The sequence below is a fragment of the Amycolatopsis sp. M39 genome, assembly GCF_001651785.1.
GTDB classification, from domain to species: domain Bacteria; phylum Actinomycetota; class Actinomycetes; order Mycobacteriales; family Pseudonocardiaceae; genus Amycolatopsis; species Amycolatopsis rubida.
The window spans coordinates 1-26,110 of the sequence record NZ_LWSF01000018.1 but is presented as its reverse complement, the minus strand read 5'-3'; the positions used below and the strand labels follow the sequence as shown (position 1 = coordinate 26,110).

Genomic DNA, 26,110 nt, shown 5'->3' with positions numbered 1-26,110 from the left:
GCGACCATGCGACGTGACCTGTTCGACCGAGAACACGAAGAATTCCGGGCGACCGCGCGCGAGTTCCTGGCCAGGGAAGTGGTGCCGCATCAGCAGAGCTGGGAGAGCGAAGGCATCGTCCCGCGTGCGCTCTGGACGCGGGCCGGGGAAAAAGGCCTGCTGGGGTTCAGCGTGCCGGAGGAATACGGCGGGCTCGGGGTCCGGGATTTCCGCTACAACGCGGTCCTCGGCGAGGAAATGGCGAGAGCGGGAGCGACCGGGCCCGGGTTCACGCTGCACAACGACGTGGTCGCGCCGTACCTGACCGACCTCGCCACGGCCGAACAGAAGGCTCGCTGGCTTCCCGGGTTCGCCAGCGGCGAGCTGATCACCGCGATCGGCATGACCGAACCGGGCGCGGGCAGCGACCTGAAGGGCCTGCGCACCACCGCGACGCGCGACGGCGACCATTACGTGCTCAACGGCCAGAAAACGTTCATCAGCAACGGAATCAACGCCGATCTGGTCATCGTGCTGGCGAAGACCGACGTTTCCGCCGGGGCGCGCGGAATCACGCTGCTCGTCGTCGAGCGCGGGATGGACGGTTTCACGCGGGGACGCAATCTGGCGAAGGTGGGCCAGAAGGCGCAGGACACGGCCGAGCTGTTCTTCTCCGAGGTCCGCGTTCCCGCGGCCAACCGGCTGGGGGAGCAGGGACTCGGATTCTCGTATTCGATGCGGCATCTGCCCCAGGAACGGGTGACCGTGGCGGTCACCGCTCTCGCGCGAGCGGACCACGTGTGCCGCGCCACCGTCGAGTACTGCCGGCAGCGCGAGGCGTTCGGCAGGCCCATTTCCGATTTCCAGCACACGCGGTTCCTGCTCGCCGAACTCACGACCGAGATCGACATCGCGCAGGTGTACGTCGACCGCTGCGTCCAAGCGCTCAACGCGGGCGAACTGGATCCGGCTGACGCGGCGAAAGCGAAGTGGTGGACGACCGAACTGGCGAACAAGGTGATCGACCGCTGCCTGCAACTGCACGGCGGGTACGGCTACATGCTCGAATACCCGGTGGCGAAGGCGTGGCTGGATTCGCGCATCCAGACCATTTACGGCGGTACCACGGAAATCATGAAAGACATCATCGGACGCTCGTTGTTCGCCGGATAGCGCCCGCGTCGTCACGATCGAAGGAGCGGAATGTCGATTCGCAGCAAAACTGTCGCACTGAGCGAACTCCCGGCGCTCGTGCCCGAGCGGGCGACGGTCGCCTTGGGCGGCGCCTGGTTCGCCAACCACCCGATGGCCGCGGTCCGCGAGCTGGTGCGGGCCGGGCGCACGGACGTCTCGGGCATCGCCCTGCTCGGCTCGATCGACGTCGACCTGCTGGTCGGGGCCGGGGCGCTCGCTGATCTCACGTTCTCGATGGTCACCATGGAGGCGATGGGGATGGCGGCGAACTTCCGGCGCGCCGTGCAGTCCGGGGAGCTGGCGATCACCGAGGTCAGCGCGATCTCGTTGCAGCTGGCTCTCGAAGCCGCCGGCCGTGGCGTGCCCTTCCTGCCGCTGGCCGGTCCGGAGGGGTCGGACCTGGTGCCGTTGCACCCGGAGGTCTACGGGCGGGCCAGCACGTCGTTCGGCGACGAGGACGTGCCCGCGGTGCGGGCGATCCGGCCGGACGTCGCGATCGTGCACGCGTCCCGCTGCGACGAACTCGGCAACGCGCAGTTCGACGGCACCTACGGCCAGGACCCGGAACTGGCGCGGGCGGCGTCGCGGGTCATCGTGACCTGCGAGGAAATCGTGTCCGGGGAACGGATCGCCGAGTCCGCCGAGCTGACCCGCATCCCCGGTTTCCTGGTGGACGCCGTGGTGGAAGCGCCGTTCGGCGCGCATCCCTGTTCGCATGTCCCGCGGTACGCCATGGACGCCTGGGAGCTTCTGGACTACCAGGAAGCGGCGTCGGACCCCGAGGCGTTCGCCAGGTACCTCGACCGCGTCCGCGGCGAAACCGAAGACGAGTACCGCGCCCGCGCCGTGTCCGGCGACCGGGGGCAGGTGCTTTCCGCGCTGGTGGAAGCCGCCACCGTCCTGGAAAGGTGAATATCCTTGGCCACGTACGAGATTCACGAGTTGATGGCGTGCCGGATCAGCGAGGAGATGCGGGAGGAGGGCGAGCGGGTCACCGTGCTCGGCTCGTTCACGCCGCTGGCCTACGCCGCCTACATGCTCGCCAAGCTCACGCACGCGCCCGACGCCTGGCTCGCCGGGTACAACGCGATCGGCATGGACCCGATCGAGCTGGGCTTCTCCGGCGCGGAGGCGGCGATCTACAAAACGGCTCGCGGGCGCTGGTCGTTCACCGAGTCGAACCAGCTCGTCCACATCGGCACCCGGGGCATGATCGAATGCGTGTCGTCGGTCCAGCTCGGCGGGGACGGCGCCATCAACCTCTCGGTGATCGGCGACTACGACCGGCCCAAGGTCCGGCTGCCGGGCGGCGCGGGATCGCCGGAGGTGGTGCAGAACTACCACACGGTGGTCGCGTATTTCTCCCGGCACGACCGCCGCACCTTTGTGCCCCGGGTGGACTTCGCGACCGGACGGCGCACGCCGGTCGGCGCCGGGGCGCGCGAAAAGCGGGGACTGCTGCCCGGTCCGGTCATCGCGATCTCGCCGCTCGCGGTCCTGCGCAAGGACGCCGACGACGAGCCGTTCTCCCTCGCGTCCGTGCATCCCGGGGTGAGCGTCGAGGAGGTGGTCGACAACACCGGGTTCGAGCTCGCGGTGCCGGACCGGGTTCCGGTGACGCGGGCGCCGACCGAGCCGCAGCTGAGGGTGCTGCGCGAGCGGATCGATCCGTTCGCCACTGCCCGGTTCGACTTTCTCGGCGGCCGCGAGCGGGTCGCGTTCCTGCGCGAAATCCTGACCCGGGAATGGGATCGGGCGCGGGCACTGGTCGAAGCCGCCCGGTCGTGACCGCCCCTGACCTGAGCGGCCAGGTCGCGCTGGTGGCCGGGGCGAGCGGGGGACTGGGCGGGCCGATCGCGGCGGCGTTGCGCGCCGCCGGAGCGCGGGTCGGCGGCCTGGACGTGCGCCGGCCGGAGCGAGAAACGCCGGAGGAGGTGTTCATCCCCTGCGACATCGGCGATGAAGGCGCGGTCGCGAATGCGGTGGCCGAGGCCCGAACCGTGCTGGGCGGCGAGCCGTCGATCCTGGTCAACAGCGCCGCGGTGGTGGCGCGGCGCGGACTGGAAGACACCGCGAGCGAATGGGACGACGCCCTGCGCGTCAACCTCACCGGGGCGTTCTACTTGATCCGCGAGGTGATCGGCGGCATGCGGCGGGCCGGATACGGCCGCATCGTGCAGCTGGCATCGCTCGTCGCGGAGACCGGCGGGGCGGGGAACGTCGCCGCCTACGCCGCCTCGAAAGCCGGGCTCGTGGGGCTGGCGAAAGCCGCGGCGGCGGAATTAGCCGCCGACGGGGTGACCTCGAACGTGGTGTCCCCGGCCTGGATCGACAGCGGGATGTTCGGGGTTCCCGGCGCCACGCCGGACCAAGTGCCGGTGCGCCGGATGGGCACGCCGGAGGACGTCGTCTCGGCCGTGCTGTACCTGGTCGCTCCGGCGGCGGGTTTCGTGACCGGGCAGGTCGTCCAGGTCAACGGCGGATTGCGATTCGGATGAGCACGGTCGCGAAAGGATCGAAAATGGCACGCCTGGCCGGAAAAGCCGCCCTGATCACCGGAGCGGGGGCCGGAATCGGCCGCGCGGCCGCGCTCCTGTTCGCCGAGCACGGGGCCAGGGTGGTGGCTGCCGAGCTGAACGAGGACACCGGGCGTTCGGTCGTCCGGGAGATCGAAGGGGCCGGCGGCACCGCGGTCTTCGCCCGCGTCGACGCCTCGGAGGAGGACGAGGTGCGCGCGGCAGTCCGGCTGGCTGTCGCTGCGTTCGGCCGCCTCGATGTCCTGTACAACAACGTCGGCGGCACCAGCCCTGGCGACGGCCCGGTGACCGAGGTGCCGGTCGAGGTGTTCTGGCAGACGATGAAGCGCGATCTGTTCGGGACCTTCCTGATGTGCCGGCACGCGCTGCCGGAACTCGTGGCCGCGGGCGGCGGGTCGGTCATCAACACGACGTCGATGGCCGCGCTGATGGGCAAACCGCCGCCCGCGCGGGACTGCTACGCCATCGCCAAGGGCGGCATCGTCTCGTTCACGCGCTCGATGGCGGTCCAGTACGCCCCGCACGGCATCCGGGTCAACGCGATCGCGCCGGGCGTCACCGTCACCGAGCGATTGGCCAAGCGGCTCGACCAAGGCGCCATCCCGCAGCCCCTGCTCGATCGGCACCTGCTGGGCCTGCTCGAACCGGGCGACATCGCGGCCATCGCGCTGTACCTGGCATCGGAGGAGTCCCGGCGAATGACGGGGCAGATCGTCTCGGTCGACAGCGGGATGACGATCTCGTGACTGCCCTCAGCCGAGCTCTCCGCCGAGCGGCCGTAGCGGAGCGGGAAAATGTTCTCCTAGCGCGCGATCTCGCCGTCCGGCTCGGCTCCGTGGGCACGCAGGCGGGCGACGGTGTGGTTGATGTCGCCGACCGCGAACATCGTCCGGCGCAGGCCCGGCGTGTTCGCCGGGGCGGGCTTCGGTTCCGGGCGCGGGGCTTCGGCCGGGGGAACTTCGCCGGCTCGATCCGTCCGGGACGCGCAGTGTGGCGACGTCTCGGCGGAGCCGCGCCAGCCGGACGGCCCCGGCGAACCGAGCCGGACGAGGTCGACGAGATGCCCGCGCGGAGGCACCGCCGAGCGCCGCCCGGTGCTCGGCCGACTGCGCGGCACCTCGATCACGCTCACTCCTCTCGGGCAAGCCGCGCTCGGTCTGGCCGATCTCGACCGGATCTCGCGCGAAGCGGCCGTGCCAACACCACACCTGCCGGCCTCGCACGACGGCCGGGAGTCGTTCCAGCCAGCTGAAACGGCGACCCGACCGAGGACGACCTGGGCCACGTTTCCCCGGCACGCCGGGAGAACGCGCCTGCGGCGAATACCTCGGCGGCGTCGCCTGGATCGGCCAGCGCGACCTGTCCGGCACCGATCAGTGACGGCTGCTGTGAATCCGCCGGATCGTGGGCCGAGCCGCTGCGCGATTGCCGCCGCCGGGGCGTGACCACACCCGTGCTCGCGATCGAAGACGGCGCACCGGGGCTCTGGAAGGCGCTCCGTGACATGTTCCGGAAGCCCGGCAACAGCGTCGCTGGGTTCATAACTCGGCGAAATGTCCTTGCCGAACCGCCGGGACTCGCTCATCCGGCGCGTTCGGGACCAGGAAGGACATCTATCGGGCCGAGGACCTCGACCGGCGTGATGGGCGATGAAGGCGTTCGACATCGATCACGGTGCGAAGTATCCGCAGGCCGTCGCCAAGACTGTCGACGACCTCGACGTGCTGCTCTAGTTCTGCACTGCGCACCGCACATCCGATCGAATCACTGTTCGTGCTCGTCCGCATGCGGACCAAGGTCACCAAGGCTCCGCGCTCATGAGCGGCCGGGATCGCCGTGGTCTGCCGAATCCGCCCAAGCCCGCTGGCGCGAGTTCGCGACAGCACACCGGCATCCCTCGCGCCGCGGCCGAAACGACCGGAACGGCGCTCGCCTGAAACCTGCCGATCCACCGGATTCGACAGTATCTCCGGCCGGACAGCTCGCCGAGAGCGGGATTTCCTGTCCGGAACAGACTGTCCCGGACAGGAAATTCCCTTGCCAGAAAGCGTTTCAGCGAGCCACTGCCGCCAGCCACGCGGTGACGGCAGGTTCGCCGAGACCGGTGACGTAGTCCCAGCCCGGACCCGCGGGTTCGCCGTTGTTCCCGGAGGTGATGTCGGTGTAGGCGCTTTCGCCCAGCGAGTAGAGGCGTTGGCCGAGGAACCCGATCTTCGGGTTGGTTTCCCGTGCCCGGGCCAGGAACGCGGCGATCACCGGGGTGCTGGCGGAGGTCCCGGCCACCGTGTTCGACCCGCCGTTGTCGACGATGCTGTAGTTCGTCGCGGCGAACGAGAGATCGGGAAGCGCGCGTTTGCCGGTGCCGTGCGGGATCGGCGCGGTCTGCCAGGCGGGTTTGGCCAGTGCTGCGCTTTCGCCGCCGCCGGAGCCGGACCACCCGGTCACCTGGTGTCCGCTGATGTCGGTGATCTCCGTGCCGCCGACGGCGACGGCGTGAGGACTGGAACCGGGGTAGGACCGCTGGTCCGGCACTCCGTTGAAGCAGCCGGTGCCGTCGTCGCCGCTCGCGGCCAGCAGCGTCTGTCCTTGCGCTTCCGCTTTCTGCAGCACAGGCTCCAGCGCGCCGACCCAGTCTTTGGCGTCGGTCTCGCAATCGCCGAGCGAGGCGCTGGCGACCGGATAGGCGTTTTCGTCCGCCCATTTCGAGAACGCCACGGTCAGATCCGTGTTTTCGCTGGAGCGGGAGGCGTAGACGTGGACCTCGTCCAGTCCCGGGGCCATCGCGGTCGCGTACTGGGTGTCCAGATCCCATTCCATCTGGTCGTTGACCGCGGTGGGTTTGCCGTCGACGTAGTCGACCGTCATCGGCACCTGCGGCAGCTTGTGCGCTTGCTGGAACTGGGCGAGGTCGGAAACGACCCCGTCCATGTTCGTCCAGCCGACGACGGCCACGCGCTGCCCGCGTCCCGAGGGCTCGGCAGGGACCGAATAGAATGAAGCGAAGTCCTGCGGGCCCATGGGATGCACGTCCGCGGGCGAGTTTGCGCGGCTGGCTCGTGCCGGGGTGCGGGCGTGCGCCGCGCCCGCCAGTCCGGCGACTCCCGCGGTGACCTCGGCGACGGGCGCGGGCAGCGCACCCGCCCGGATCGCGCCGACCGTGGTTCCCCCGGGGCCGGCCAAGCGGTGAAGTTCGGTGCCGAACGCCATCCCCACCCGCGTGGCCGGGCCACGCAGTGAGAACACCTGGCTTCCGGGCCGGTGCCGCACGTCGAGTCCGGTGCCGGCCAGCCAGGCCTCCGTGGTCTGCTCGGCCGAGGGGGCCGGACCGAACCGAGCCTGGTATTCCGCACTGCTCAGCGACGGATGCCGTGGGTCAGCGAGAAAGCGGTCGAGGCCGGGCTGGTCGTGCGACTTCAGGGTCAGCACGACGTGCTGCTGCTCGCCGGCCGGGCCCAGATCGCGCGTCGCCGCCCACGGGGCCAGCCCTGGAACGTCGGATATCGGGGCTGCCGCGGCCGTCGCGGTGACGCCGGCGCCGGCGAGGGCCGCCACGACGGACGAAACAAGTATTGGAATTCGCATGGAAAGCTGCCTCTCTCGATGCCTCGGGAAAGCATCGGATGGCTGCAACCGGACGGACACCGACGAAAGTATGCGGCGCATACCTAAAGAAGATGGCCGGCGGAATTCGGATAAACTAGGTGCACCTACGTAACCCGGGGAGCCTTGTTTCCGAAGTCTTCGGGGTTCATGGTTGACGTCGCCGCCCGAAATCATCGGAATGGCACATTTTCCGCAATCTCGTCGAATTGACGACTTTCCTGGTGGGTAAATTAGTGCCCGGGAAATGTCGGCCGTAAGGAGAATAGAATGGTGCAACGAGCCGAGCTCCGTTTTCTTTCGGTGGCCGGTGTCGCCTTCGCGATCGGCGCCGCGTTGTGCGGCGGAACCGCACAGGCGGCGACCGGTTCCGGGCCGGTCACGACCCACGCGCTGCCCGCTGAAGGAGCGGCCGCGCACCCAGGGGCGCAGCCGAACGTCGTCGGTGGACACAAAGTGACCGAGGATGTGCCGTTCATCGCGGCGCTGCACGGCAAGGCCGACCAGAAATTCCATTGCACCGCATCGCTCATCGCCGCTCAGTGGGTGCTTACCGCCAAGCACTGCGTCGACGGCTCGGACCTGTCCTTCCGGATCGGTTCGCTGCACCGCTCCAGCGGCGGCCAGACCGCCGACAGCACCGAGTTCCAGGAGGCCCCGGGAGACAACGACGTGGCGCTGGTCAAGCTGGACAAGGAGGTCCAGGTCGCGCAGTACGCCAAGGTCGGCGACGTCGGCGAGGCCAAGGTCGGCCTGTCCGAGCACGTGTTCGGCTGGGGGTACGAAAACCCGGACTGGACGAACCTGCCGGAGGACCTGAAGACCTCCAGCGGAAGTATCGAGGAGGTCGGCTGCGGCGCCGGTTTCGGCGACGCGTTCTGCATCAAGAACGACGGTGAGACCTCCGGGGGCGACTCCGGCGGACCCGCGATCGACGAGGCGACCGGCAACGTCATCGGGGTCTGCTCGTTCGGCCACAAGCCGACCGCCGGAGACGGTTTCGGCGGGTACCAGACCGTGGTGAGCAAGGAGGTCCGGGACTGGATCACCGCGACCGCGGGCGTCTGAGCACAGTCTCCGGCACGGGAATCCGGGCCGGGAACGGGGAGAACCGGGCGCCGAGTGACCGGGCGGGGCCCGCCCCGCCCGGTCACTCGGCGCCCGGCGTCCCGCTCGGCCCGCGCAGGTCCCGGCGGGAACCGGCACCGCATTTGCGCATCGCTTTCGCGACATGATGTTCGACGGTGCGCGGCGACAGGAACAGCAGCTCGGCGATCTGCCGGTTGGTCTTTCCCTGCGCGGCCAGCCCGGCCACTTCGCGTTCCCGGGGCGAGAGTCGTGTCCCGTATGCCGGACGGCCGCTGCGGCGCTGCCTGCTCGCGCCCAGCGCGGCCGCGCAACGCTCGGCGTCGTGTGCCGCGCCGAGCGCCTGGAACTGTTCGGCCACGGCTGCCATCTCGGCCGCACCGCTGGATCCGCCGCCGCGCAACGCACATCTCGCGGCTTGTTCGGCGGCCAGCGCCGCGTGGTAAGGGGCCGGAAGACCGGCGTAGCGGGCCGACGCCCGCGCGAAGCCTTCGGCCGCCAAGACAGCGTCTCCGGCGCAATCGGCGAGAAGCGCTTGGCACACCTGAAGTCCGGTCGCCGCGAGCGGCGTGTCCAGCCCGTCGATCCCGCGCTCGAATTCCGCGGTCAGGAGCGCGGCGTCCTCGCGGCGGCCCGACCGGCAATAGTGGCCCACCGCTACCGGAACGAGATCCGCCGCCCAACTCCAGACTCCCTTGCGCCGCGTGCTGGCCAGTGCTTTCCCGATCTCCTGCGCCGCGGAGCGCGGCTGCCCGCAGAGCAGCCGCGCCCGGATCAGCGCGGCCGAGCCTGCCAGCGACATCGGGACGCAGGAGTTGGCGAAATCGGGCCGGGCTGGTTCGCGCAGCCAGCGGCGTGCTTGGCTCCAGTTCCCCTCGGCCACCGCCAGCGATCCGCGCACCAGGGACAGTTCGGCCCGCACGCTCGGTACGTCGCCGTAGCGTTCGAGCAGCTGCGCGGCCCGGTCGGCAAGCCCGGCCCACCGGCCGGTGAGCAGGTCGAGATGCACTTCGGTGGAGCGGGCCACGCACAGCAGGAACGGGGTTCCGTCACCGCGCTCGATCCGCGCCAGCCCGGCGCGCAGATGCCGGCCTGCCTGCCGGTAGTGGCCGGTCCAGGCGCAGGCGTCGGCGAGGTTGAGCAGTCCTCTGGTCAGCTGCCTGCGGCCGTCGGCGGTGGGCAGCCGCTCGGGCAGCGCGCCGGTTCGTTCGCGTCCGGCCGGGTCGCCGATCTGCACCATGGTGTGCAGCTGGTTGGCGAGCACGGTGGTCTTCAGCGTGCTGTCGCTGATCGTGGGCAGCTGTTCGTCGACCCGGTCGATCCATGTGCGGTGTTCGGCGAGCGGGAGGTCCCCGTACTGCGCTTCGGCCAGCACCGCCATCGCGTGGAAGGCGGCGGCCGGCTCGGTGTCGCGCAGTTCGCGGACCGCGATCTCCAGCTCGTCGCGCCCTTGCGCGACGCACCCGGACTTGCGGCGCAGGAGCACTCCGCGATGCAGCCGGACGGTCCCGCGGGCCGCGCGGTCCAGCCGTTCGTCGCCGAGCACGTCGCCCAGCAATGTGATCGCGTCGTCGGAGTCGATGAATTCGACCGCGGTCTTCGCGAGCAGGACCGCGATCTCGCCGGCCCGGAACCCGTCCGCGGCCGGCCCGGACAGCAGCCGGCGGTACAGGTCCGCGGCGAGCCACGGATCGCCGCGGTCCCGGGCCTGCACGGCGGCTTGGCACGCGGTCGCCAGCCACTCGCCGACGGCGTCGGCCCGCCGGTGGTGCTCGGCGACCTGCACCAGGTCCGGGCTCGCCGCCCGGCCGAGCGCGGACGCCGAGCACGCGTGCAGCTCCCGGCGTCTCGGCCCCGGCAGGCGGTCGTAGACGGACTGGCGGGCCAGCACATGCCGGAAGTCGTAGCGATTGGGTTCCGGCTCGACAAGCATCCCGCGGGCGAGCGCCTCCAGCAGCGCGGTGTTCGTCTGCTCTTCCGACAGGCCGCTGACCTCGCTGAGGAGCTGATGTCCCGCCGCGGTGCCGAGCACCGCGAGAGCCTCTACCGCGCGGACCGCCGTCGCCGGCAGCGTCGCCATCCGTTCGGACATCGCCTGGCTGAGCACCACCGGCACCGGCAGCTCCCGCAGCAGCCCGGCCTCGGCGCCCGCCGGCCCCTGCTCGGCGCTTACGGTGCGCGCGGTTTCTTCCACGACGAAGGGAATCCCGGCGGTGCGCCGGTGCAGGGCGGCGGCGAAGTCCGCGGAAACCGTCCGGACACCGAGCAGGGCGCGGGCCAGCTCCCCGACCTGTGCTCGGTCCAGCGGACCGAGCGTGAGCGCCGCGCTCGTAGCCGTCCCGCTGTGCCGGCGCGCCAATTTCAGCGCGAGCCCGTCGGAGTCCTCGGGCCGGTATGTCGCTGCCACGGCCAGCCCGTCGGCTGGTCGCTGTATGAGCAGCCGGAGCAGCTCCCGTGTGCCGTGGTCGGCCCAGTGCACGTCCTCGAACACCAGCACGGCCGGGACCAGCGCGCCGAGGAGTTCGCGCAGCGCCCGCAAAGTACGGTGCCGCTCCGCCTTCGGCTCGCCCAGCATCGGCGGCGGTTCGGGCAACGCCGCCGACAACTCGGGCAGCAGCCGGCCGAGCGCGCCGACGGCCGGGCTGAGCCGAGGACCGGTGGCGAGCCTGGCCAGGACGGATTCGCTGTGCGCCGCGAACATCTCGGCCAGCGGCCCGTACGAGGACGATTCGCCAAGCGGCCGGCAGTGGGCGATCGCGGACCACCGCTGCCCGGGATCCGCGCGCCGCAGCATCTCCTGCACGAGCCGGGTCTTGCCGATCCCGGCCTCGCCCTCGATCAGCACTGTCGCGGGCGGGTGCGTCACCACGTCCACCAGCGTGCGCAGTTCGTCGTCGCGGCCGATCAGCGGCGGAGGGACACCGCGCACCGAAATCGCGGAGCGAACTGGGGCACGGGAATGTCGCATGCTCGCCCTCCGGCGGCCACCGCAGTAGTTCGTGGCGAGTGAACGAAAACCAACTCAGCGTAACACGCTGGCAGGGCGGTGCCGGCGAGCTGGCTCCGGGTCTTCGGCGGCCCCAACTCCCGTCCTCGGCCTGCTTTTCCTCGATCCGGAATCGAGGACGGCGGCTGGCCCCGCTCGGTCCTCGCGCGGCGTCTTCCGGGATTTCCCGGCGATGGGCATATCCAGTCCGGACCGGCTCTGCCGCCGCCGTTTCACCCGGCAGACGACGGCGACACCCAGTCCCAGTCAGTGTTCGTGATCAGGGTCGCCGTCGATCGTGCTGCGCTCCTGGCCGGGCGCGACGACGACGAACTGGCCCATCATTCCTTCGTCCTCGTGCCAGAGCAGGTGGCAGTGGTACAGGTACGGCACCTTCGCATCGGCGTGGTCGGCAAAGCGCATGATCAGCTTCGCCTCGACCTGCGGCGGCACGTAGACGGTGTCCTTCCAGCCGGACAGCTACCGCACCGTCCGTTGACGATGCTCCGCGAGGCCTGGCATCTCATGGACCGCATGCTCACCGGCGACCGGACGCCCTTCGAGGGCGAGTTCTTCGAAGCCACGGCCGAGCTCTACTTTCAATTCGAGGTGCCTCGGCGCGTGCCGCTGTTCATCGGAACCTGGGGTCCGCAAACAGCCCGGCTCGCCGGGAAGTTCGCACCCGGTATCAAGATCGACTGCACGGCCGGGCCGCAGCACATCGCGCGGCTGCGCAGCGAGTTCCTGGCCGGCCGTGCGGCCGCGGGCCGGTCCGGCGACGAGGCCGAGATCATCGCGGGCCCGCTCACCTCGATCCATGAGGATCGGGCGGTGGCCGATGACCACATCCGTGGCTTCCTGGCTCTGCTCCAGCCGTTCCTCGCTCCCATGACCAGGGCCGCGGGCATTGCCGAGGAGGAGATCAATGCGTCGTACGACGCATTCAACCGCGGGGATGTACGGGAGGCCAAGGCGCTGGTGACCGACAAGGCGATCGAGGCGTTCACTCTCACCGGAACCCCGGGCGACGTCATCGAGCGGGTCGAGGGCATGGTGGCGGCCGGCGCCGACCACGTGGCTTTCGGGCCTCCGATCGGGCCCGATCCGATGGGCGCGCTGGCACTCCTCGGCACGAAAGTCCTTCCGCACTTCGGCGCCGGCCGGCCATGACCCGCCCAGGCCGATCAGGCGAGGAGAACCAGATGCGTGCGCGCGAGTGGATTTTCGACCGTCTCGAGCTGGCGTGGTCGACCAAGGATGTCGGCGCTCTGACGGAGCTGTTCACCGAAGATTGTGTTTACGAGGATCTGGCGCTCGGAGTGCGCCACGAGGGACACGAGGGCGTCCGCGAATTCGCTCGCGGAGTGTTCGAGACGATGCCGGACTTCAGTTTGACCTTCCCGGTGAGAGTCGTGACGCCGGAACGAGGAAGCAGCCACTGGGTCATCCGCGCCCATTGGAACGGATTGTTCGAAGGAGTCGATCGCACTGGACACGCGATCGAGTTCAACGGGCTTTCCTCGTATCGTTTCAGCGACGGGAAGATCGCGCACAATATCGACTGCTGGAATTATGTGCAGATGATCGACGGATTCGGTGTCGTCCCCGCTCGTCTGGCCGCATTGCCCCACGTGCCGGGTTCCTGAACCAAAGGAGGAATACGGCGAATGCGAGATGAATCCTCGGATCGTGACCGGCCTGCGGCTTCTGGCCGGGGTCGGAGTGCTGGAGACGGAAGCGGCGACCCGCCGGGTTCAGGCACGATGCCTGTTTCTCCGCGATACGCCGTTGCCCGAGTACTACGGACAACCAGTTCGGGCGGTTGGCGGGGAAGGACCGGCTCGGCACTCGTGCTCAACGCGCACCGAGCACGTTTTCGTGGCCCCGTTGCCGCGGGCGAGCGACTGGCTTGCTGGCCGAGGACTTTGACCGGACGACGCGCCATGGGGCTGTGACCGGGGCGGGCACCGGACGGACCGACGTCGGCTCCGGCCACTGCGGCCAGCGCGCGTGGGCGGCGTTTCCGGTCAGAGCGCAGCGGGCCGGGCGTCTGGCTCGCTGCCGTGCGGGTCAGGATCCCACGCTTCGCCGGGCGGACGGCACGGCAAGGACCGTGAGCCCGCATCGCTGGTCTCCGCGGGGAAGGCCGCCTGCGTCTTTCGAGACGGCAAGCGGTCCTCAAGAGACGGNAGAGACGGTCACCTCGCTCGCGCGCCGGACAGCCGGGATCGGCCGATCCGGCATAGCTATCGTGCGCGGGCGGAGACGGGACTTGACGAGGAAATCCTCACGGACGGCGAATTTGACGGGAAAGTCACTGGTCACCGGCGCGGCCAGCGGGATCGGGCAGGCCAGCGCGCTGGCGTTTCGCCCGTCGCGGGGCGTCGGTTGTCCTGTGCGATGTGGTCGACGCCGACGAGACCGTCGCCGAGGTTCAGGCGCTTGGCGCGAAGGCGCTGGCCGTGCGCACCGACGTGTCGGTGCAGAACGTGGTCACGGCGGCAGTGGACGCCTTCGGCAGGCTGGACTTCGCCCGCAACAACGCCGGCACTTCGCCCCCGGTCTCCTGACCGACCTGGACGAAGCCGAGTGGCACCGCGTCGTCGCCGGGAACCTGACCGGCGTGTTTCTCTGCGTGAAGTACGTGATCGCGTCTCGCGGAGCGATCGTCACCCCGTCGTCGGTCTGGGACTGATCGACGGCGGGGGCCAGAGCGTCTGCACGGCCAGCAAGCACGTGACCCGCAGCGCCGCCGCGGAGTACGGACCACAGGGCGTACGCGTCACCGCTGTTGGTCCGGGCCCGATCCAGACCGGGATGACCGCCAACGCTCCAGCGGACAAGATCGAAGCCGTCGTTTCCCGCACCGCGATGGGCCGCGTGGCCGCAGCGCGCGAGGTGGGGGAAACAGTGGCCTGGTTGTGTTCGCCTGGGACCTCCTTCGTCAACGGAACTGTGCTTCCCGTGGACGGCGGATATCTCGCCAGATGATGAGCAGGAAGCCGACGTCCCACTGGTCGAGGCTGAGCGGGTCTTGGCAGGCCGGGAAACGCCGTCGGTGAAACCGCAGGGCAGGGGTGTGATGCTGTCGGCTTTCAGTGCGTTCGCGATGTCGGTTGAACAGGGCGAGACAGTCCCGGGTCGGCGATTTCGGGAATGTACTCGTGGGCGAGCCAGAATTCGGTGGGTGTCGTAGGCGAGGACGATTTGGCGCGGCGCTATTCGCCGTAGTCCGGCGAGTGCGGCGGTAGGCGGTCGCTGGCGAAGCATCTCGATGGACGGTTCGATGGCGAGCACTGTTCGATCGCCTGGGTCGCAGGAGCCGGCCAGTCGGAAGGCCGTCCTGCGCGGCATCCTCAAGAACTGCCGTCAGATCCCAGCACTGTCCAGAATCTGGCAGGGACGTTCCGAGATCGAGCGAGGTCGGTTCCTGCCTCGCACCCGGCCGCACCGGGGACTCATCCCCAGCTGCGGAATCCGTTCAGTGCGGTGACCAGGTATTGCGCGGCCAGCAGCGCCACCGAGGCGATACCGCCCCACCACACCTTGCGGGAGACGGGTTCGGCGCGCCGCCACAGGCTGACTCCGAGGGGGACGAACACGGCGGCGAGCAGCGCCGCGCCGGTGAGGGTGCTGAGGTCGGTTCCCTTCAGCACGCCGCTGTAGTGGGTCAGCATGAACGCCACACCGAGTGCGGGCACCCAGCCGAGCACCCTGGCCCGGTACGCGCCGATCGCGAGGACCGCCCAGGCGAGGTTGTCGCTGCCGTCGAGGGTTTGCAGCACGTACCAGGACTGGTAGGTCTCGCTCACCGCCGTCGTCGCGGTCTCCAGCCCTTGCGCGGGCACCAGGTGCAGGGCCAGGAAGCTGATTCCGTCCTGGAAGATGCGCACCGTGCTGCCCACGACGGCGATGGTCGCTCCCCAGAAGGCCCATCCAGGCCGTTCCCGGGCGATCAGCCCGGTCAGCGCGAGGAAGGCGGGGATGAGCAGCACCAGGCCGGCGGTGTAAAGGCCGTACGAGGCGAGAATGGCCCCCGGCGCGCTGGCCATGGCAGCGAGCTGCGCGGGGTAGAAGTAGTCGGTCCCCGACCGGATGGCCTCCGCGGCCAGCAGCAGCAACGGCGCCAGGACGAGCGCGGCCGCGCCGAACCGGGAGCCCGGCCAGCCGGCGACGGGTGCCGGCGCGTGCACCCGCATGGCCTGACCGGTACCGCTCAGCAGCAGCCGCCCGGCGACCGCCCCCACCACGAGCGCGCCGGCTGTCGAGGAGATGGCCGAGAGTTCGGTTTCGCCCCAGCGCAGTTCGCCGACTCCGAAGAGTTTGGCGAGCGCGAAGCCGCCCACTCCGCCCAGCACAACGGCCACGGCGAAGACGGTGATCGCCCGAAGGTCGGACGCGGGGCGGCTCTCGCGCTCAGTCAAGGTCGTCATCGGCACACGTTCCCGCGCGAGGGCGCCCTGCCGAATCTGACCAGGGTCGGATCTTCGAAGTCTGACCTGGGCAGGACGCGGCGGCTCCGGAGCCGCGATAGCGTGCCGGGGTGCCGCAGTTCGCCGGCCTGAACCGGTTCCGGGAGGCCCGGCGTCACCGCCGGGTCGTACTTGACGTCGCGTTGGCGCTGGTCGCGACGTGGCTGGTGGCCTACACCCTGCGCGACCCGCCCGGTCCGCCGTACCCAGGACCGGCGTGGGTTTCCTGGGCGGTCGGGGCAGCTGTGGGGTTGCCGTTGCTGCTTCGCCGCCGCTGGAGCGTTCCGGTGCTGTCCTGGATCGTGCTTGTCGCCGCGTCGGCGACCTTCCTCGGCGTCGGCGGCGCAGGGGCGTTGTGGGTGACCTACGCGCCTGTCGCCGTCGCGGCCTACACGGTCGCGAACCTGACCGACCGGACCGCCGTCGCCGTCGCCGCGCTGGCCGGCTGTCTCGTCGCCGCCGCGGTGACCGTCCCGAGGTTTTACCGCGTCCACGTGCCGGTGGGTGCGGCCGCGCTGCACAGCGAGGCGCCGCTGTGGTGGCAGTTCGAACTCGGGACCGTGGCGGTCCAGCTCGTCGTGGTCTGGGCGGCTGGGCGGGTAGTCCACGCGCGGCGCGCGGACAGAGCCGAGTTCGCGCGCCGCTCGGCGGTGGAGGCGGTGGCCGGCGAGCGGCTCCGGATCGCCCGCGAGCTGCACGACATCCTCGGCCACAGCATGAGCCTGATCGCGGTCAAGGCGACCGTGGCGGGCCGTCTCGCCGACGCGCAGCCCGAGCACGCGAAGGCCGCGCTGAGCACCATCGAGCAGACCAGCCAGGCCGCGATGGCCGAGATCCGCCGGATCCTCGGGGTGCTGCGTCCCGTCTCCGCCGGCGCGGCACCGGAAGGTCCCGCTTTGACCCCGCTGCCCGGCAGCGCGGACCTGCCCGCCCTGGCCGAGCGTCTCAGCGGGCCGGAACTGGAGGTCGACCTCGCGCTCACCGGAACGGCGGGGCTTTCGCCGGGTGTCGATCTGGCAGTGTTCCGGATCGTGCAGGAGGCCCTCACCAACGTCGTCGAGCATTCCGAGTCCCGGCACTGCCGGATCGTGGTGCGCGGGCTGGGCGACGCGGTGCACGTCGAGATCGCCGACGACGGCCCGGCGCGCACGATGCCGCGCGGTCGTCCGGGCGGCGGGCAGGGGCTGATCGGGATGCGGGAGCGGATCGCCGCCCACGGAGGCACGCTGAGCGTCGGCCCGGCCGCCCGCGGCGGGTTCCGGGTCGTGGCCGAGATCCCCCGCTCCGAGCCGAGGACCGCCTCGTGACCGCCCCGGTTCCGGACACCCGCGTGCTGCTCGCCGACGACCACGCGCTCATCCGGGAGAGCTTCCGCGCTCTGCTCGCGGCCGAACCCGGGCTCCGGCCGGTCGGCGAGGCCGGCACCGGCGCCGAGGCCGTCCGCCTGGCCCGGCGGCATCAGCCGGACGTGGTGCTGATGGACGTCCGGATGCCGGACCTGGACGGGATCGAAGCCACCCGGCGCATCTGCGCCGACCCCGAGACGGCGTCGGTCCGCGTCCTCATCCTCACGACCTTCGACCTCGACGAATACGTCTACGCCGCGCTGCGGGCCGGGGCCAGCGGCTTCCTGGTCAAGGATTCGACCGCGGCCGAGCTGGTCACCGCGATCCGAGTGGTCGCCGCGGGCGACGCGCTGCTGGCGCCCCGGATCACGCGTCGCCTCATCGCCGCGTTCGTCCGCCAAGGGCCTTCCGCCGGGCTGGCCTCCGCGGCGTTGCGGAGCCTCACCGAACGCGAGCGAGAAGTCCTCGCCTTGATCGCCCGCGGCCTGTCCAACACCGAGATCTCCGAGAACCTGTACGTCACGCTCGGCACGGTGAAGACGCATGTCGGACGCCTGCTGTCCAAGCTCAACGCACGGGACCGCGCGCAGCTGGTCATCAACGCCTACGAGGCCGGAGTGGTCACTCCGGGCTCGTAGCGCTCATCGCCAGCTGCGAGCCGCTGGGGTGTGGAGAGGTAGCGGACCGCCCATGCCGTGGTGGGCACGCGCTCCCCGCCGGCCTCTACGTGGCCAGCGGCGTCACCAGGCGCTCGTCGAACACGTCGTGAAAGAGCTTGCCGCGCAACGCCTCCACCAGTCTGCCGAGCGCCGCGTGCCCGCTGTTGGACCAGGAGCAGACGGTGCCCGGCGGGAAGAGGTGGCCCTCGCCGGCGAGGGCGGTGACGAAATTCCCGATCGCGTCGTCGTCGCGACCGGTGTCGGTGAAGTGGTTGCCGTCGATGCCGCTGGTGACGCCGGGCCTTGGGGATCGCGGGTGAGGCTGGTGCGTGCGGGGTCATGCCCAGCGCTGTCGCGGTGAACCCGTCGGTGGTGGTGAAGGTGTTGCTGGAGACGAATTGGCTGGTGTCGCTGCAGTTGTTGGTTTCGGCGGGGTTGGTGGAGCCGGTGGGGTGGCGTTGCAGGCGAGCGTGGTGGCACCGAGTTTGGTGGTGTTCGGGTCACGGTGGGCATCCGCCCGGCGGGACCCCGTGAGCCGGATCTGGCGATGCTGGTGGCGGCTGGCATTGTGCGGGCTGGAGACGAGCTTCGCCGCGATCCGGGCGGCGTGCGACGAAAAAGTCAGCGAGGGCTGGCGGACGCGGCGGCGGGTCGAGGAAGACTGCACGCTCCTGGAGCTCCGCGAGGACTTACCACGCGAGCCGGAAAGAGAAGCCGCCGCAGAGATTCAGTCACCCTGGCGAACGGCCGGGGTCTTCTCTCCGCGACACCTGGCTAAGTGATCATGGTGCGGTCGCGGCAGGCGGAAACGAGCGTTCTCGTGCGGAAGCTGCCCTCGGCGGATCACCGAGCTAGTGGAGCGCCGGTATTCGAATCGTGCTGTGTCCCGGGGTCTCGGGTGCGGCCGATCGCGGCTCGGGGCTCTGCTGGGCAGTGTCGCACCATGATCGAACCGCGCGAGACTCTGCTCAAGGCTTTGCTTCGCCACTGGGTGGGTTCTGGCCAAGAGAGGGGTTGGTGGCGGTGGTGACCGCTTCCGGAGTCTGGTTCGGATGTGCCAGTGGGACGCCGAGCCAGGTCTGCAGTGCCTTGTCCAGCGAGCTCCGGCCGGGTTCGCCCGCCCAGGCGACGTAACCGTCGGGCCGTAGGAACATGGCCGCCGGAGCGTCGTCGGTCAGCGGGGCCGTGGTGATCGTCCGCACGCGGTCGAGGTAGGGGGCAGCGAGGTCGTGCAGCGCACCGGAGGGGTCCAGCAGGAGCGCTCTGCCGTCGTGCATGTGGTCGGCGAGCCGGGACCCGTCAGCCAGCGCGTAGTCGGGTGCGCTGGCGCCGACCAGCGGATGGTCACCGGAAAGGTCGTAGCGCTGCCAGACGCCCGAGATCTTCTTCGCGAGGTAGGTGGTGCCATCCACGGTCCGTGCCAAGTCGGCCACCACCTCGCGCAGCGCGCGGGCATGGGGCTCCGGGCGCATCACCGTGATCTGGGCACGCGTCCAGTTCAGCACCCAGGCGCCGAGGGGATGCCGCTCGGCGGTGTAAGTGTCCAGCAGCCCGTCCGGCGCCGTCCCCCGCACAGCGGCGGCGAGCTTCCAACCGAGGTTCATCGCGTCGCCCACGCTCAGGTTGAGCCCTTGTCCGCCGAAGGGAGGGTGCACATGGGCCGCGTCGCCGGCGAGCAGCACTCGCCCCTGCTGGTAGGTCGTGGCCTGACGGGTGTTGTCGGTGAACCGGGTCAGGCTCGTGACCCCGGTGACCGTGGCCTCGGCGCCGGTCACGTGGCGAATGGATGCCTGGAGGTCCTCGGCGGTCGCCGGGGTCTCGCGGTCTGCCGGTGCGCCGTCGAACGCGACCGTGGTGATCCGCCCGCGCGGTGGGTCGTTGAGGTAGACGCCGGTGTCGGTCGCGTGCCAGCCGACGCCGAGGTCCTGCATGCCGACGATGTCGGCGATCCCGTGGTAGCCGGTGATTTCCGGGTCGGTGCCGGGGAAGTCGAACCTGGCGAGCTTGCGCACGGTACTGCGGCCGCCGTCGCAGCCGACGAGCCATCCGCACCGGATCGGCCCCTGGCCGGTCGTGACCGTCACCCCTTCGCCGTCCTGCTCGAAGCCGGTCACTTCCACCCCGCGGCGAATTTCCGCGCCGAGCCCGGCGGCGCGGTCGGCGAGGATCGCCTCGACCTGCTTCTGGTGGACCAGGGCGACCATGTCCGGGGGATGGAGCCCGGCCAGGTCCGGGTCGGACTCGTCCAGCATCTCGTCGCTGAGCATGATTGCCGCGAAATGTCCGGAGAACCTGGGCAGCGCGCTCGTGCCGTCCTGACGCCGGGTGGAAATGTAGGAGACGGTCCACTCCGTCTCCCGCTGGGCTTGCCGCAGCGCGGGAAGCAGGCCGCGCCGGGAGAACGCCTCGATATTGGGCCGGTTCAGGGTTCCTGCCTTGAGGATCGGATCGGCCTCGGCCAACCGTTCCAGCACGATTGCCGAGGCGCCGCCGGCCCGCAGCTCACCGGCCAGCATCAGCCCCGCGGGGCCGGCCCCGGCGACCACCACGTCATAGTCGAGCGGATGCCCGGCCGAGGCGGAAGCGGCGGCGGTTGTGGACGGTGTGGTCATGGTGTACCTCCGGAATGGATCGGGTGGCCAAGTCGTCAGGACCCGGCCTGGGCCTCCGACCGGCGAGCGGTCTCGGTCAACCGCCGGACGATCGGTCGGATCACCTGCATCGCCAACCGAAGCGAGGCGTCGTCCTCGGGGGAGAGCGTGGCCAGCAACTCCGTCAGGCGGTCACGGCGCTCGCGGAGACGGTTGGCCACCAGGGTGCGGCCGGCGTCGCTGAGCACGATGAGCGACGCCCTCCCGTCCTGGGGATCCCTGACCCGCGCCACCAGTCCCTGCCGCTCCAGGCGCTGGACCAGCTGGCTCGTCGAGGGCTGGCTGGCACCTACCGCCGCCGCCAGTGCCGTCAGCCGGGCCGGGCCGTCCCGGTAGAGCCTGCCCAGGCAGGTGATCGCGGGGAACGTCAGGCCTCCGTGGTCGTTCAGGTGCCGGATCATCAGGCGGATGACCTCGTCGAAAGCCTCCGTGACGTCATCCCGCCCGTGGTCGCATTCGCTCTCGCCCATCCTCGATTTATATCATAGGATGATGTAATTGGCCAGCAGTGCGGAGATCGTCACTGCCCTCGGTGTTACCGAAGTCTGGGTTCTAACCGCGATCGTGGTGGGGTTTCGCCACCGAACCGTCTCGCCGCTCGGGGCAAATTAGATAATGTTCCTATGCAATGAGGGCGAGGTCAGGCAAGCGGACACCGCCCGGGCGGTGACGGCGGCTCTGTTCCGCATCGTCATCGCCGGACTGCTTCGACTCGGTACGCCGCTGTCTCCCCTGACGACGCATCGATGGCACACGTCGTGGACGAGGGCCGTACCGATGATGAAAGCCGGATACGGCGCGGCGAACAGCAGCCCCGTCACCAGGGGCCGATGTGCGCCCCAGCGCGCTGGGCGGACGAAAGAGCCTGTCGTCGTGGCGGATCGGTTCAGTGCGGCCGATCGGCTGGCGCAGCACGGTCGCTGCGGGGGTGGCCCGCCCCCTTCAGCAGAGCCTGGGCGGCCTCGCGGAACGCGGCCACCAAGGGCGCGGTCTCCCCGGCGCGGGTGGCGAGCACCACCTGGCAGGGCGCGAAGCCGTGCAGCGGGATCGAGGTCAGGTCCGGGCGGGTGCTGTCGGCACGCAGCCCGGCGGGCACGATGGCGACGGCCTGCCCGGAGGCGATCAGTTCGAACGAGTCCTCAAGGTGGCCGATCAGCGGACCGTCGGGTGCCGGCGTACCGTCCGGACGGGGGTCCAGACGCCAGTACGAGTCCCACTCCGCATGGGGCAGCCTCGGCATGGGCTCAGCCGCGATGTCGTCGAGGGCGACCGATTCGCGGCCGGCCAGCTGATGGTCCCCGGCCACGAGCAGCACCCGGGGCTCCTCGTACAGAACGGTGATGCGCAGCCCGTCAGTGGCGAACGGCAGTCGAGCCACGACGGCGTCCACACGGTGACCGAACAGGGCCGCCCGAACCTCGGACAGCTCCAGGTGCACGGTGTGCACCTCGGCCTCGGGGCGGTGGTGGCGCAGTCGCTGCACTGCCGGAGTGATGATCAGCCCGCGCGTGTGGCCGACGGTGACCCGGCTGGGCGCCGCGGCCGCACGGGCCTCCGCCGCGGCGGTCGCGGCGACGGCTAGCAATTGCCTGGCGTGGGGAAGGAACGCGGCTCCGGCGGGGGTAAGGCGGGTGCCCTGCCGGTCGCGGTCGAGCAGCCGGGCGCCGACGCGCTGCTCAAGGGTCCGGATCTGGCGGCTCAGGCTCGGCTGTGTGACGTGCAGCAGTGCCGCGGCGCGGCCGAAATGCCGCTGCTCGGCGACCACCGCGAAGTAGCGGACCAGCCGGAGGTCGAACTCGGCCGGTGGCAGCGCGTCGGTCGGGTGCACCCCACACAAGATAGCCCGCTCGCCGGGCCGTGATGCCTGAAACGCGTCACGGGATGCGAAACAAGCCTTGGACGTCCCGCCTCGGCAGCGTGGAGTGTTGGTGCCGATCTGAAGCGAGGTGACGGGCACGGGGTGAACTGATGCCCGCCACGCGCGAGAACCGCTCGATCAGAGCCGACGTGGGAGTGACATCATGATCGAGTACCACGAGACCGTCGTGGTCGGTGGGGGTTTCGGCGGAATCTGCGCTGCGCACGACCTGCTGGCCGAGGGACGGGACGACTTCGTCATTCTTGAGCGTGCCGCCGAACTGGGCGGGGTGTGGCGGGACAACCGATACCCCAATGCGGCCTGCGACGTCCCGGCCCACTTTTACAGCCTCTCGTTCGCTCCGAACCCGACGTGGACGCGGAGCTACGCGCCGTGGGACGAGATTCTCGCCTATATCAACACGGTGGCCGACGATCTGGGGGTCCGGGACCGCGTCCGGTTCGCCACCAGGCTGGTGTCGGCGAGCTGGGCGGAACCCGCGGGCGTGTGGAACCTGCGTACCGCCGAGGGAGGATCGCTGTCGTGCCGGTTCCTGATCGTGGCGAGCGGTTCGCTCAGCACTCCTCGCATTCCTGACCTTCCGGGGCGCGAGACGTTTCGCGGCGAGGTGGTCCACACCGCGCAATGGGACGAGCGAATCTCCCTGGCAGGTCGGCGCGTGGTGGTCGTCGGTGCGAGCGCCAGTGCTGCGCAGGTTCTGCCCTACGCAGTCGACGTGGCCGAGAGCGTGCTGGCGGTGATCCGCACCCCGCCCTACGTCATGCCGAAGGACGAACAGTTCTACGACATCGAGGCGCAGGCACGGTTCCGGGACGAACCGGCGCGGATGGACGCCCTGCGTTCGGCGGCCGAGCACAGGTTCAACGTCGAGGCGCAGACACAGGCGGTCATGGACGAGGCCGGCCTCGCGAAGATCGAAGGGCAGTGGCGGGACTACATGGAGTCGGAGATCCGCGACGCGGGCCTGCGCGAACTCCTGACGCCGTCGTACCGGTTCGGCTGCCGCCGGCCGGTCATGTCCAGCGCGTTCTATCCCGCCCTCGCCGACCGCAGAACCACAGTCTGGTCGGCAGAGATCTCAGCGATGACCGAGACCGGCGTCGTGACCAGCGACGGGCGCGCCTGGGACGCCGACGTGGTCGTTCTCGCGACCGGCTTCACCGCGACCGCCATGTTCGCCGGGATCGAGTTCCGCGGTGAATCCGCGCGGTCGTTGAAGGCGGATGTGTGGCGCGAAGCGCCACACGCCTACAAGGGCACTGTCGTCGCGGGGTTTCCCAACCTCTTCCTCGTGACCGGGCCGCACACCCAGGCGAGCGGGTCTATCGTCGCGGTCATCGAGGCGCAGATGAAGATGATCATGCAATACCTTCGGCTGGTCGACGAGAACGACGCTGTCTCCGTCCAACCGTCGCAGCGGGCTCAGCGGGACTTCAACACCTGGGTCGACGGCGCAATGGCGGACTCTGTCTGGGAGGCCGGTGCGTGCCACAGCTGGTACCGCCTGGGCATGACGGGCAAAGTGGTGACCAAATGGCCCGGTAACCTCGCGAGCTTCCAGAAAATGACCAGCACGCTCGATCTCGGCGACCTCGTGCTGAAGTCCGGCCCGGCAGGATCTCCAGCCCTGCCGGTCACCTCTGCCGCGGATGCGCCGGCCACGGGGAAGCGGGTCAGTTCCTGTGCCGGATCGGCGTCGGCCGGGTAGTGCGCGAAGCAGGTCACCACCAGACCATCCTCGTGGCGAACTGCGAACCGGCTCACCGATCACAGCGGCTATTCGACGCTCAGCTGATCCATCGATCGAACCGGGCCGTGGCTTGATCCGATGGACGACGTGGCCCGCCCGGCTCGGCGCTGATTCCTGAGCCGCCCTAGGCCTGCCTCGGCCGGCGGAAGGCCAGGTCGTTGTCGCGCGGCTGCTGTCTGGGCGACGTCTGCGGGCGTCGGTCAGGGAAAGGTCCCGTCCCATTTGAATGACCGCACGACGGCGGCTCAGATAGACGGAGGCTGCGCAGGCCCGATCTGCGGAACGATAAGAAATGACACGGACACCCACATACTGGTGTGCAAAGGATGGAACGGAGGCGGAGCCGACGAAACGTATCCGCCGAAAAGGTCGGGAACGTGTCCGAAAAGCCAATTCGCGCACGTCAAGCCGCACACCACCTACGCTGCCCCGGAAGGCGTCGACATCGACGCTTTCTATATCGCAAGCGAAACCAGCTACACCGGCTACTATGTCCACTTCCCCGCGACTACGCACCACAATCGGACTTGGCGGCACGTCGAGCAGGGCTGGTGGAAGTTCGCGACCAACGTCACCGTGTACATCAAGTCGAAAAGGGGCTAGCGCACCGCACGCCCAGCGCGGAACTCGCCCAGGCGGACCCGTGCCCGCCGGGCGCGGCGGCATCGGCTGATCGAGTGACCGGCGAGGGGCGGATGATCGCGAGCGGAGCAGGTCTCTGCGCTCGAACGGGACGCAGGCAGGGGCGGTTCTTGCGACCGCTGACAGCGGAGACGACCTTGTCGCAAAGATCCGCTCAGCATGGAGGGGAAAGCTGCGCCCGATCCCGCCGGACGCACTGCATCCGGCGCTGCCCGAGCGGTTACGGGAATTCCGCGCAGAGGTCGGCCTTCCGGTCGAGAACTGTTGGCAGTTTGTCTTCCACGACCTGCCAGTCCAGGAGCCTCGGCTCATCGACGGGCGCGAATTGGTCGGAATCGGTGACAGCTACGGCGTGCCCACCGTCGTCGACACTGCTGAAGGGTCGATGCGGAGAGTCATTCCAGGCGTGCCCAGGCCGCTTCGGCTGTTCAATTCCAGTGTGCCCGCGTTCCTCTGCGCTTTCGGCGGCATCGATACGTCGCTGGGCGACCTCTCGCATTTGCCGCATCGGACCCGCAGCCGATGGTGCCCGGCGGCACCCATTGGCCGGACTACCTGGATGAGTTCCCGTCATGAGCGCGAAGGGCGCAACCCGCTTTTTTCTCGCGTTGCTCATGGTTGTCGGACTGGTATTCACGCCCGCCGCGGCGACGGCGCACTGGGGCGGAGAGGTCGTCTCGGACCTGCCGTTGGCCGGTCCGCGGACGCGATCGGTGGTCGTGGACAGCCCGCGTTGTCGTGGGACTTCGGGCTCGCGCGTCTTCGGCTTCGCGGAGCGGGTCGATGCCGAGTCTGGCGGCGACCATGGCGCGGTGCCTGCACTTTGGTGGTTTGCTCCGGCGCAGGCGCTGCGTCGCTCGCTCTTGTGCTGCGGTTTCGCTGCGGACGTCCTGATCTCTGCGAGTATCGCGGCAGTCAGCCGTCGGTTTCGACGTTTTTCGCGTCGCTGGCGGCGCGCTGTACGGCTTGGCCGCGGCTTTGGTCTCGTAGGCTTCGCCGGAGGCGACGATTTCGCCGTTGCCGGCTTTGGGCCGGAACCGGAACTTGCCGCCTTTGTCGTGGTAGACCTCGAACTTCCCCGCCATGCTGCACCTTCTTCCCGCCCGACCGTCCTGTGCAGCCCATCGCGCTGGGCGTGCGGTGCTCGCGCCCGTCGCCCGATCCGGGGGTTTCCCGGACGGCAGGCTGCCATTCGACCGGGGATCCGGCCGGCAGCCGTGCCCGCCTCGTCCGGCGGACGTGTCGTCGCCGACACGCTGGCCAGCCCCGGAAAGGCGGGCTTCGAGTAGATCTGCGCCGCGATGAACGAGTCGAGACCGTTGGCCGACA

Annotated in this window: 24 protein-coding genes; 14 read left to right on the top strand and 10 right to left on the bottom strand. The window is 69.8% G+C overall.

Translation table 11 applies throughout. The annotated features are described in order from the left end of the window. Positions 1–6 precede the first annotated feature (6 nt). From A4R44_RS30075 to A4R44_RS30055, 5 genes are read left to right on the top strand one after another with little or no spacing between them, the layout of a single operon-like run. On the top strand, positions 7–1,152 hold the full coding sequence (locus tag A4R44_RS30075) for an acyl-CoA dehydrogenase family protein (RefSeq protein ID WP_067588226.1): 1,146 nt from the start codon (positions 7–9) through the stop codon (positions 1,150–1,152). Positions 1,153–1,182: 30 nt separating this feature from the next. Further along, positions 1,183–2,085 carry a CoA transferase subunit A gene (locus A4R44_RS30070; RefSeq protein WP_067588223.1) on the top strand — a complete coding sequence of 301 codons (903 nt, stop codon included), beginning with the start codon at positions 1,183–1,185 and terminating at the stop codon, positions 2,083–2,085. A 6-nt stretch (positions 2,086–2,091) separates the two neighbouring features. After that, positions 2,092–2,961, top strand: coding sequence for a CoA-transferase (locus A4R44_RS30065; RefSeq protein ID WP_067588221.1), 870 nt, complete (start codon positions 2,092–2,094; stop codon positions 2,959–2,961). Continuing rightward, positions 2,958–3,671: an SDR family NAD(P)-dependent oxidoreductase gene (locus tag A4R44_RS30060; protein WP_157905033.1), complete on the top strand. Its 714-nt coding sequence runs from the start codon at positions 2,958–2,960 to the stop codon at positions 3,669–3,671. Before A4R44_RS30065 ends, A4R44_RS30060 begins: the two co-directional genes overlap by 4 nt. A gap of 23 nt (positions 3,672–3,694) precedes the next feature. Further along, positions 3,695–4,456, top strand: a complete 762-nt coding sequence (locus A4R44_RS30055) for an SDR family NAD(P)-dependent oxidoreductase (RefSeq protein WP_067588602.1) — start codon at positions 3,695–3,697, stop codon at positions 4,454–4,456. A gap of 56 nt (positions 4,457–4,512) precedes the next feature. Here the strand turns inward: A4R44_RS30055 and A4R44_RS49355 are convergent, their stop codons facing one another. Beyond that, entirely contained in the window at positions 4,513–4,836 is a 324-nt protein-coding gene (locus A4R44_RS49355) for a hypothetical protein (RefSeq protein ID WP_067588217.1), read from the bottom strand. Between the two features lie 926 nt (positions 4,837–5,762). Further along, a complete protein-coding gene (locus A4R44_RS30045) occupies positions 5,763–7,292 on the bottom strand; it encodes a protease pro-enzyme activation domain-containing protein (protein WP_161269796.1) in 1,530 nt (509 codons plus the stop codon). Between the two features lie 288 nt (positions 7,293–7,580). On the opposite strand from A4R44_RS30045, the gene A4R44_RS30040 reads away from it, so the two are divergent. Further along, positions 7,581–8,378 carry a trypsin-like serine protease gene (locus tag A4R44_RS30040; RefSeq protein ID WP_067588213.1) on the top strand — a complete coding sequence of 266 codons (798 nt, stop codon included), beginning with the start codon at positions 7,581–7,583 and terminating at the stop codon, positions 8,376–8,378. 82 nt (positions 8,379–8,460) lie between these two features. Here A4R44_RS30040 and A4R44_RS30035 read toward each other — a convergent pair whose 3' ends face one another. After that, positions 8,461–11,364, bottom strand: coding sequence for an AAA family ATPase (locus A4R44_RS30035; RefSeq protein WP_095213705.1), 2,904 nt, complete (start codon positions 11,362–11,364; stop codon positions 8,461–8,463). 285 nt (positions 11,365–11,649) lie between these two features. Beyond that, a complete protein-coding gene (locus A4R44_RS30030; protein WP_095213704.1) occupies positions 11,650–11,862 on the bottom strand; it encodes a multicopper oxidase domain-containing protein in 213 nt (70 codons plus the stop codon). On the opposite strand from A4R44_RS30030, the gene A4R44_RS30025 reads away from it, so the two are divergent. The 4 genes from A4R44_RS30025 (at position 11,788) to A4R44_RS48370 (ending at position 14,373) form a co-directional block, all read left to right on the top strand. Next, a complete protein-coding gene (locus A4R44_RS30025) occupies positions 11,788–12,552 on the top strand; it encodes an LLM class flavin-dependent oxidoreductase (protein WP_369805955.1) in 765 nt (254 codons plus the stop codon). The two genes, A4R44_RS30030 and A4R44_RS30025, sit on opposite strands and share 75 nt — an antisense overlap. 32 nt (positions 12,553–12,584) lie before the next feature. Further along, complete coding sequence (locus A4R44_RS30020; RefSeq protein ID WP_067588204.1) at positions 12,585–13,028, top strand: ester cyclase; 444 nt, start codon at positions 12,585–12,587, stop codon at positions 13,026–13,028. A 756-nt stretch (positions 13,029–13,784) separates the two neighbouring features. Beyond that, positions 13,785–13,952 (top strand): hypothetical protein, encoded by a 168-nt coding sequence (locus A4R44_RS47490; RefSeq protein ID WP_232791844.1) that lies wholly within the window; start codon positions 13,785–13,787, stop codon positions 13,950–13,952. A 166-nt stretch (positions 13,953–14,118) separates the two neighbouring features. Further along, positions 14,119–14,373, top strand: coding sequence for an SDR family oxidoreductase (locus tag A4R44_RS48370; RefSeq protein WP_157905031.1), 255 nt, complete (start codon positions 14,119–14,121; stop codon positions 14,371–14,373). 467 nt (positions 14,374–14,840) lie between these two features. Here A4R44_RS48370 and A4R44_RS30010 read toward each other — a convergent pair whose 3' ends face one another. Next, positions 14,841–15,815, bottom strand: coding sequence for a hypothetical protein (locus A4R44_RS30010; protein WP_067588202.1), 975 nt, complete (start codon positions 15,813–15,815; stop codon positions 14,841–14,843). A 110-nt stretch (positions 15,816–15,925) separates the two neighbouring features. Between A4R44_RS30010 and A4R44_RS30005 the strand changes: the two genes are divergently transcribed. Both A4R44_RS30005 and A4R44_RS30000 read left to right on the top strand, forming a co-directional pair. Continuing rightward, positions 15,926–17,161, top strand: a complete 1,236-nt coding sequence (locus A4R44_RS30005) for a sensor histidine kinase (protein WP_198545484.1) — start codon at positions 15,926–15,928, stop codon at positions 17,159–17,161. After that, a complete protein-coding gene (locus A4R44_RS30000; RefSeq protein WP_067588200.1) occupies positions 17,158–17,838 on the top strand; it encodes a response regulator transcription factor in 681 nt (226 codons plus the stop codon). The genes A4R44_RS30005 and A4R44_RS30000 overlap by 4 nt, the downstream gene beginning before the upstream one ends. Positions 17,839–17,923: 85 nt before the next feature. On the opposite strand, the gene A4R44_RS52660 is transcribed toward A4R44_RS30000, so the two are convergent. The 4 genes from A4R44_RS52660 to A4R44_RS29985 all read right to left on the bottom strand — a co-directional run bounded on the left by A4R44_RS52660 (position 17,924) and on the right by A4R44_RS29985 (position 22,338). Further along, positions 17,924–18,142, bottom strand: coding sequence for a serine hydrolase (locus A4R44_RS52660; protein ID WP_198545499.1), 219 nt, complete (start codon positions 18,140–18,142; stop codon positions 17,924–17,926). Between the two features lie 685 nt (positions 18,143–18,827). Further along, entirely contained in the window at positions 18,828–20,471 is a 1,644-nt protein-coding gene (locus tag A4R44_RS29995) for an FAD-dependent monooxygenase (RefSeq protein WP_232791843.1), read from the bottom strand. A 35-nt stretch (positions 20,472–20,506) separates the two neighbouring features. Beyond that, entirely contained in the window at positions 20,507–20,980 is a 474-nt protein-coding gene (locus A4R44_RS29990; RefSeq protein ID WP_067588198.1) for a MarR family winged helix-turn-helix transcriptional regulator, read from the bottom strand. 416 nt (positions 20,981–21,396) lie between these two features. Then, positions 21,397–22,338, bottom strand: a complete 942-nt coding sequence (locus tag A4R44_RS29985; protein ID WP_067588196.1) for a LysR family transcriptional regulator — start codon at positions 22,336–22,338, stop codon at positions 21,397–21,399. A gap of 193 nt (positions 22,339–22,531) precedes the next feature. On the opposite strand from A4R44_RS29985, the gene A4R44_RS29980 reads away from it, so the two are divergent. Together A4R44_RS29980 and A4R44_RS29975 are read left to right on the top strand one after the other, a co-directional pair. After that, entirely contained in the window at positions 22,532–24,097 is a 1,566-nt protein-coding gene (locus A4R44_RS29980; protein ID WP_067588194.1) for an NAD(P)/FAD-dependent oxidoreductase, read from the top strand. 357 nt (positions 24,098–24,454) lie between these two features. Continuing rightward, complete coding sequence (locus A4R44_RS29975; RefSeq protein ID WP_067588192.1) at positions 24,455–24,742, top strand: hypothetical protein; 288 nt, start codon at positions 24,455–24,457, stop codon at positions 24,740–24,742. 590 nt (positions 24,743–25,332) lie between these two features. On the opposite strand, the gene A4R44_RS50940 is transcribed toward A4R44_RS29975, so the two are convergent. Further along, positions 25,333–25,866 (bottom strand): DUF1508 domain-containing protein, encoded by a 534-nt coding sequence (locus tag A4R44_RS50940; RefSeq protein ID WP_232791842.1) that lies wholly within the window; start codon positions 25,864–25,866, stop codon positions 25,333–25,335. Between the last annotated feature and the right edge of the window lie 244 nt (positions 25,867–26,110).

Bases quoted from the DNA above. Each gene is read 5' to 3' on its own strand.
- A4R44_RS30075 (WP_067588226.1), top strand. From the start codon at position 7: ATGCGACGTGACCTGTTCGACCGAGAACACGAAGAATTCCGGGCGACC.
- A4R44_RS30070 (WP_067588223.1), top strand. From the start codon at position 1,183: ATGTCGATTCGCAGCAAAACTGTCGCACTGAGCGAACTCCCGGCGCTC.
- A4R44_RS30055 (WP_067588602.1), top strand. From the start codon at position 3,695: ATGGCACGCCTGGCCGGAAAAGCCGCCCTGATCACCGGAGCGGGGGCC.
- A4R44_RS30045 (WP_161269796.1), bottom strand. From the start codon at position 7,292: ATGCGAATTCCAATACTTGTTTCGTCCGTCGTGGCGGCCCTCGCCGGC.
- A4R44_RS30040 (WP_067588213.1), top strand. From the start codon at position 7,581: ATGGTGCAACGAGCCGAGCTCCGTTTTCTTTCGGTGGCCGGTGTCGCC.
- A4R44_RS30035 (WP_095213705.1), bottom strand. From the start codon at position 11,364: ATGCGACATTCCCGTGCCCCAGTTCGCTCCGCGATTTCGGTGCGCGGT.
- A4R44_RS30020 (WP_067588204.1), top strand. From the start codon at position 12,585: ATGCGTGCGCGCGAGTGGATTTTCGACCGTCTCGAGCTGGCGTGGTCG.
- A4R44_RS30010 (WP_067588202.1), bottom strand. From the start codon at position 15,815: ATGACGACCTTGACTGAGCGCGAGAGCCGCCCCGCGTCCGACCTTCGG.
- A4R44_RS29995 (WP_232791843.1), bottom strand. From the start codon at position 20,471: ATGACCACACCGTCCACAACCGCCGCCGCTTCCGCCTCGGCCGGGCAT.
- A4R44_RS29990 (WP_067588198.1), bottom strand. From the start codon at position 20,980: ATGGGCGAGAGCGAATGCGACCACGGGCGGGATGACGTCACGGAGGCT.
- A4R44_RS29980 (WP_067588194.1), top strand. From the start codon at position 22,532: ATGATCGAGTACCACGAGACCGTCGTGGTCGGTGGGGGTTTCGGCGGA.
- A4R44_RS50940 (WP_232791842.1), bottom strand. From the start codon at position 25,866: ATGGCGGGGAAGTTCGAGGTCTACCACGACAAAGGCGGCAAGTTCCGG.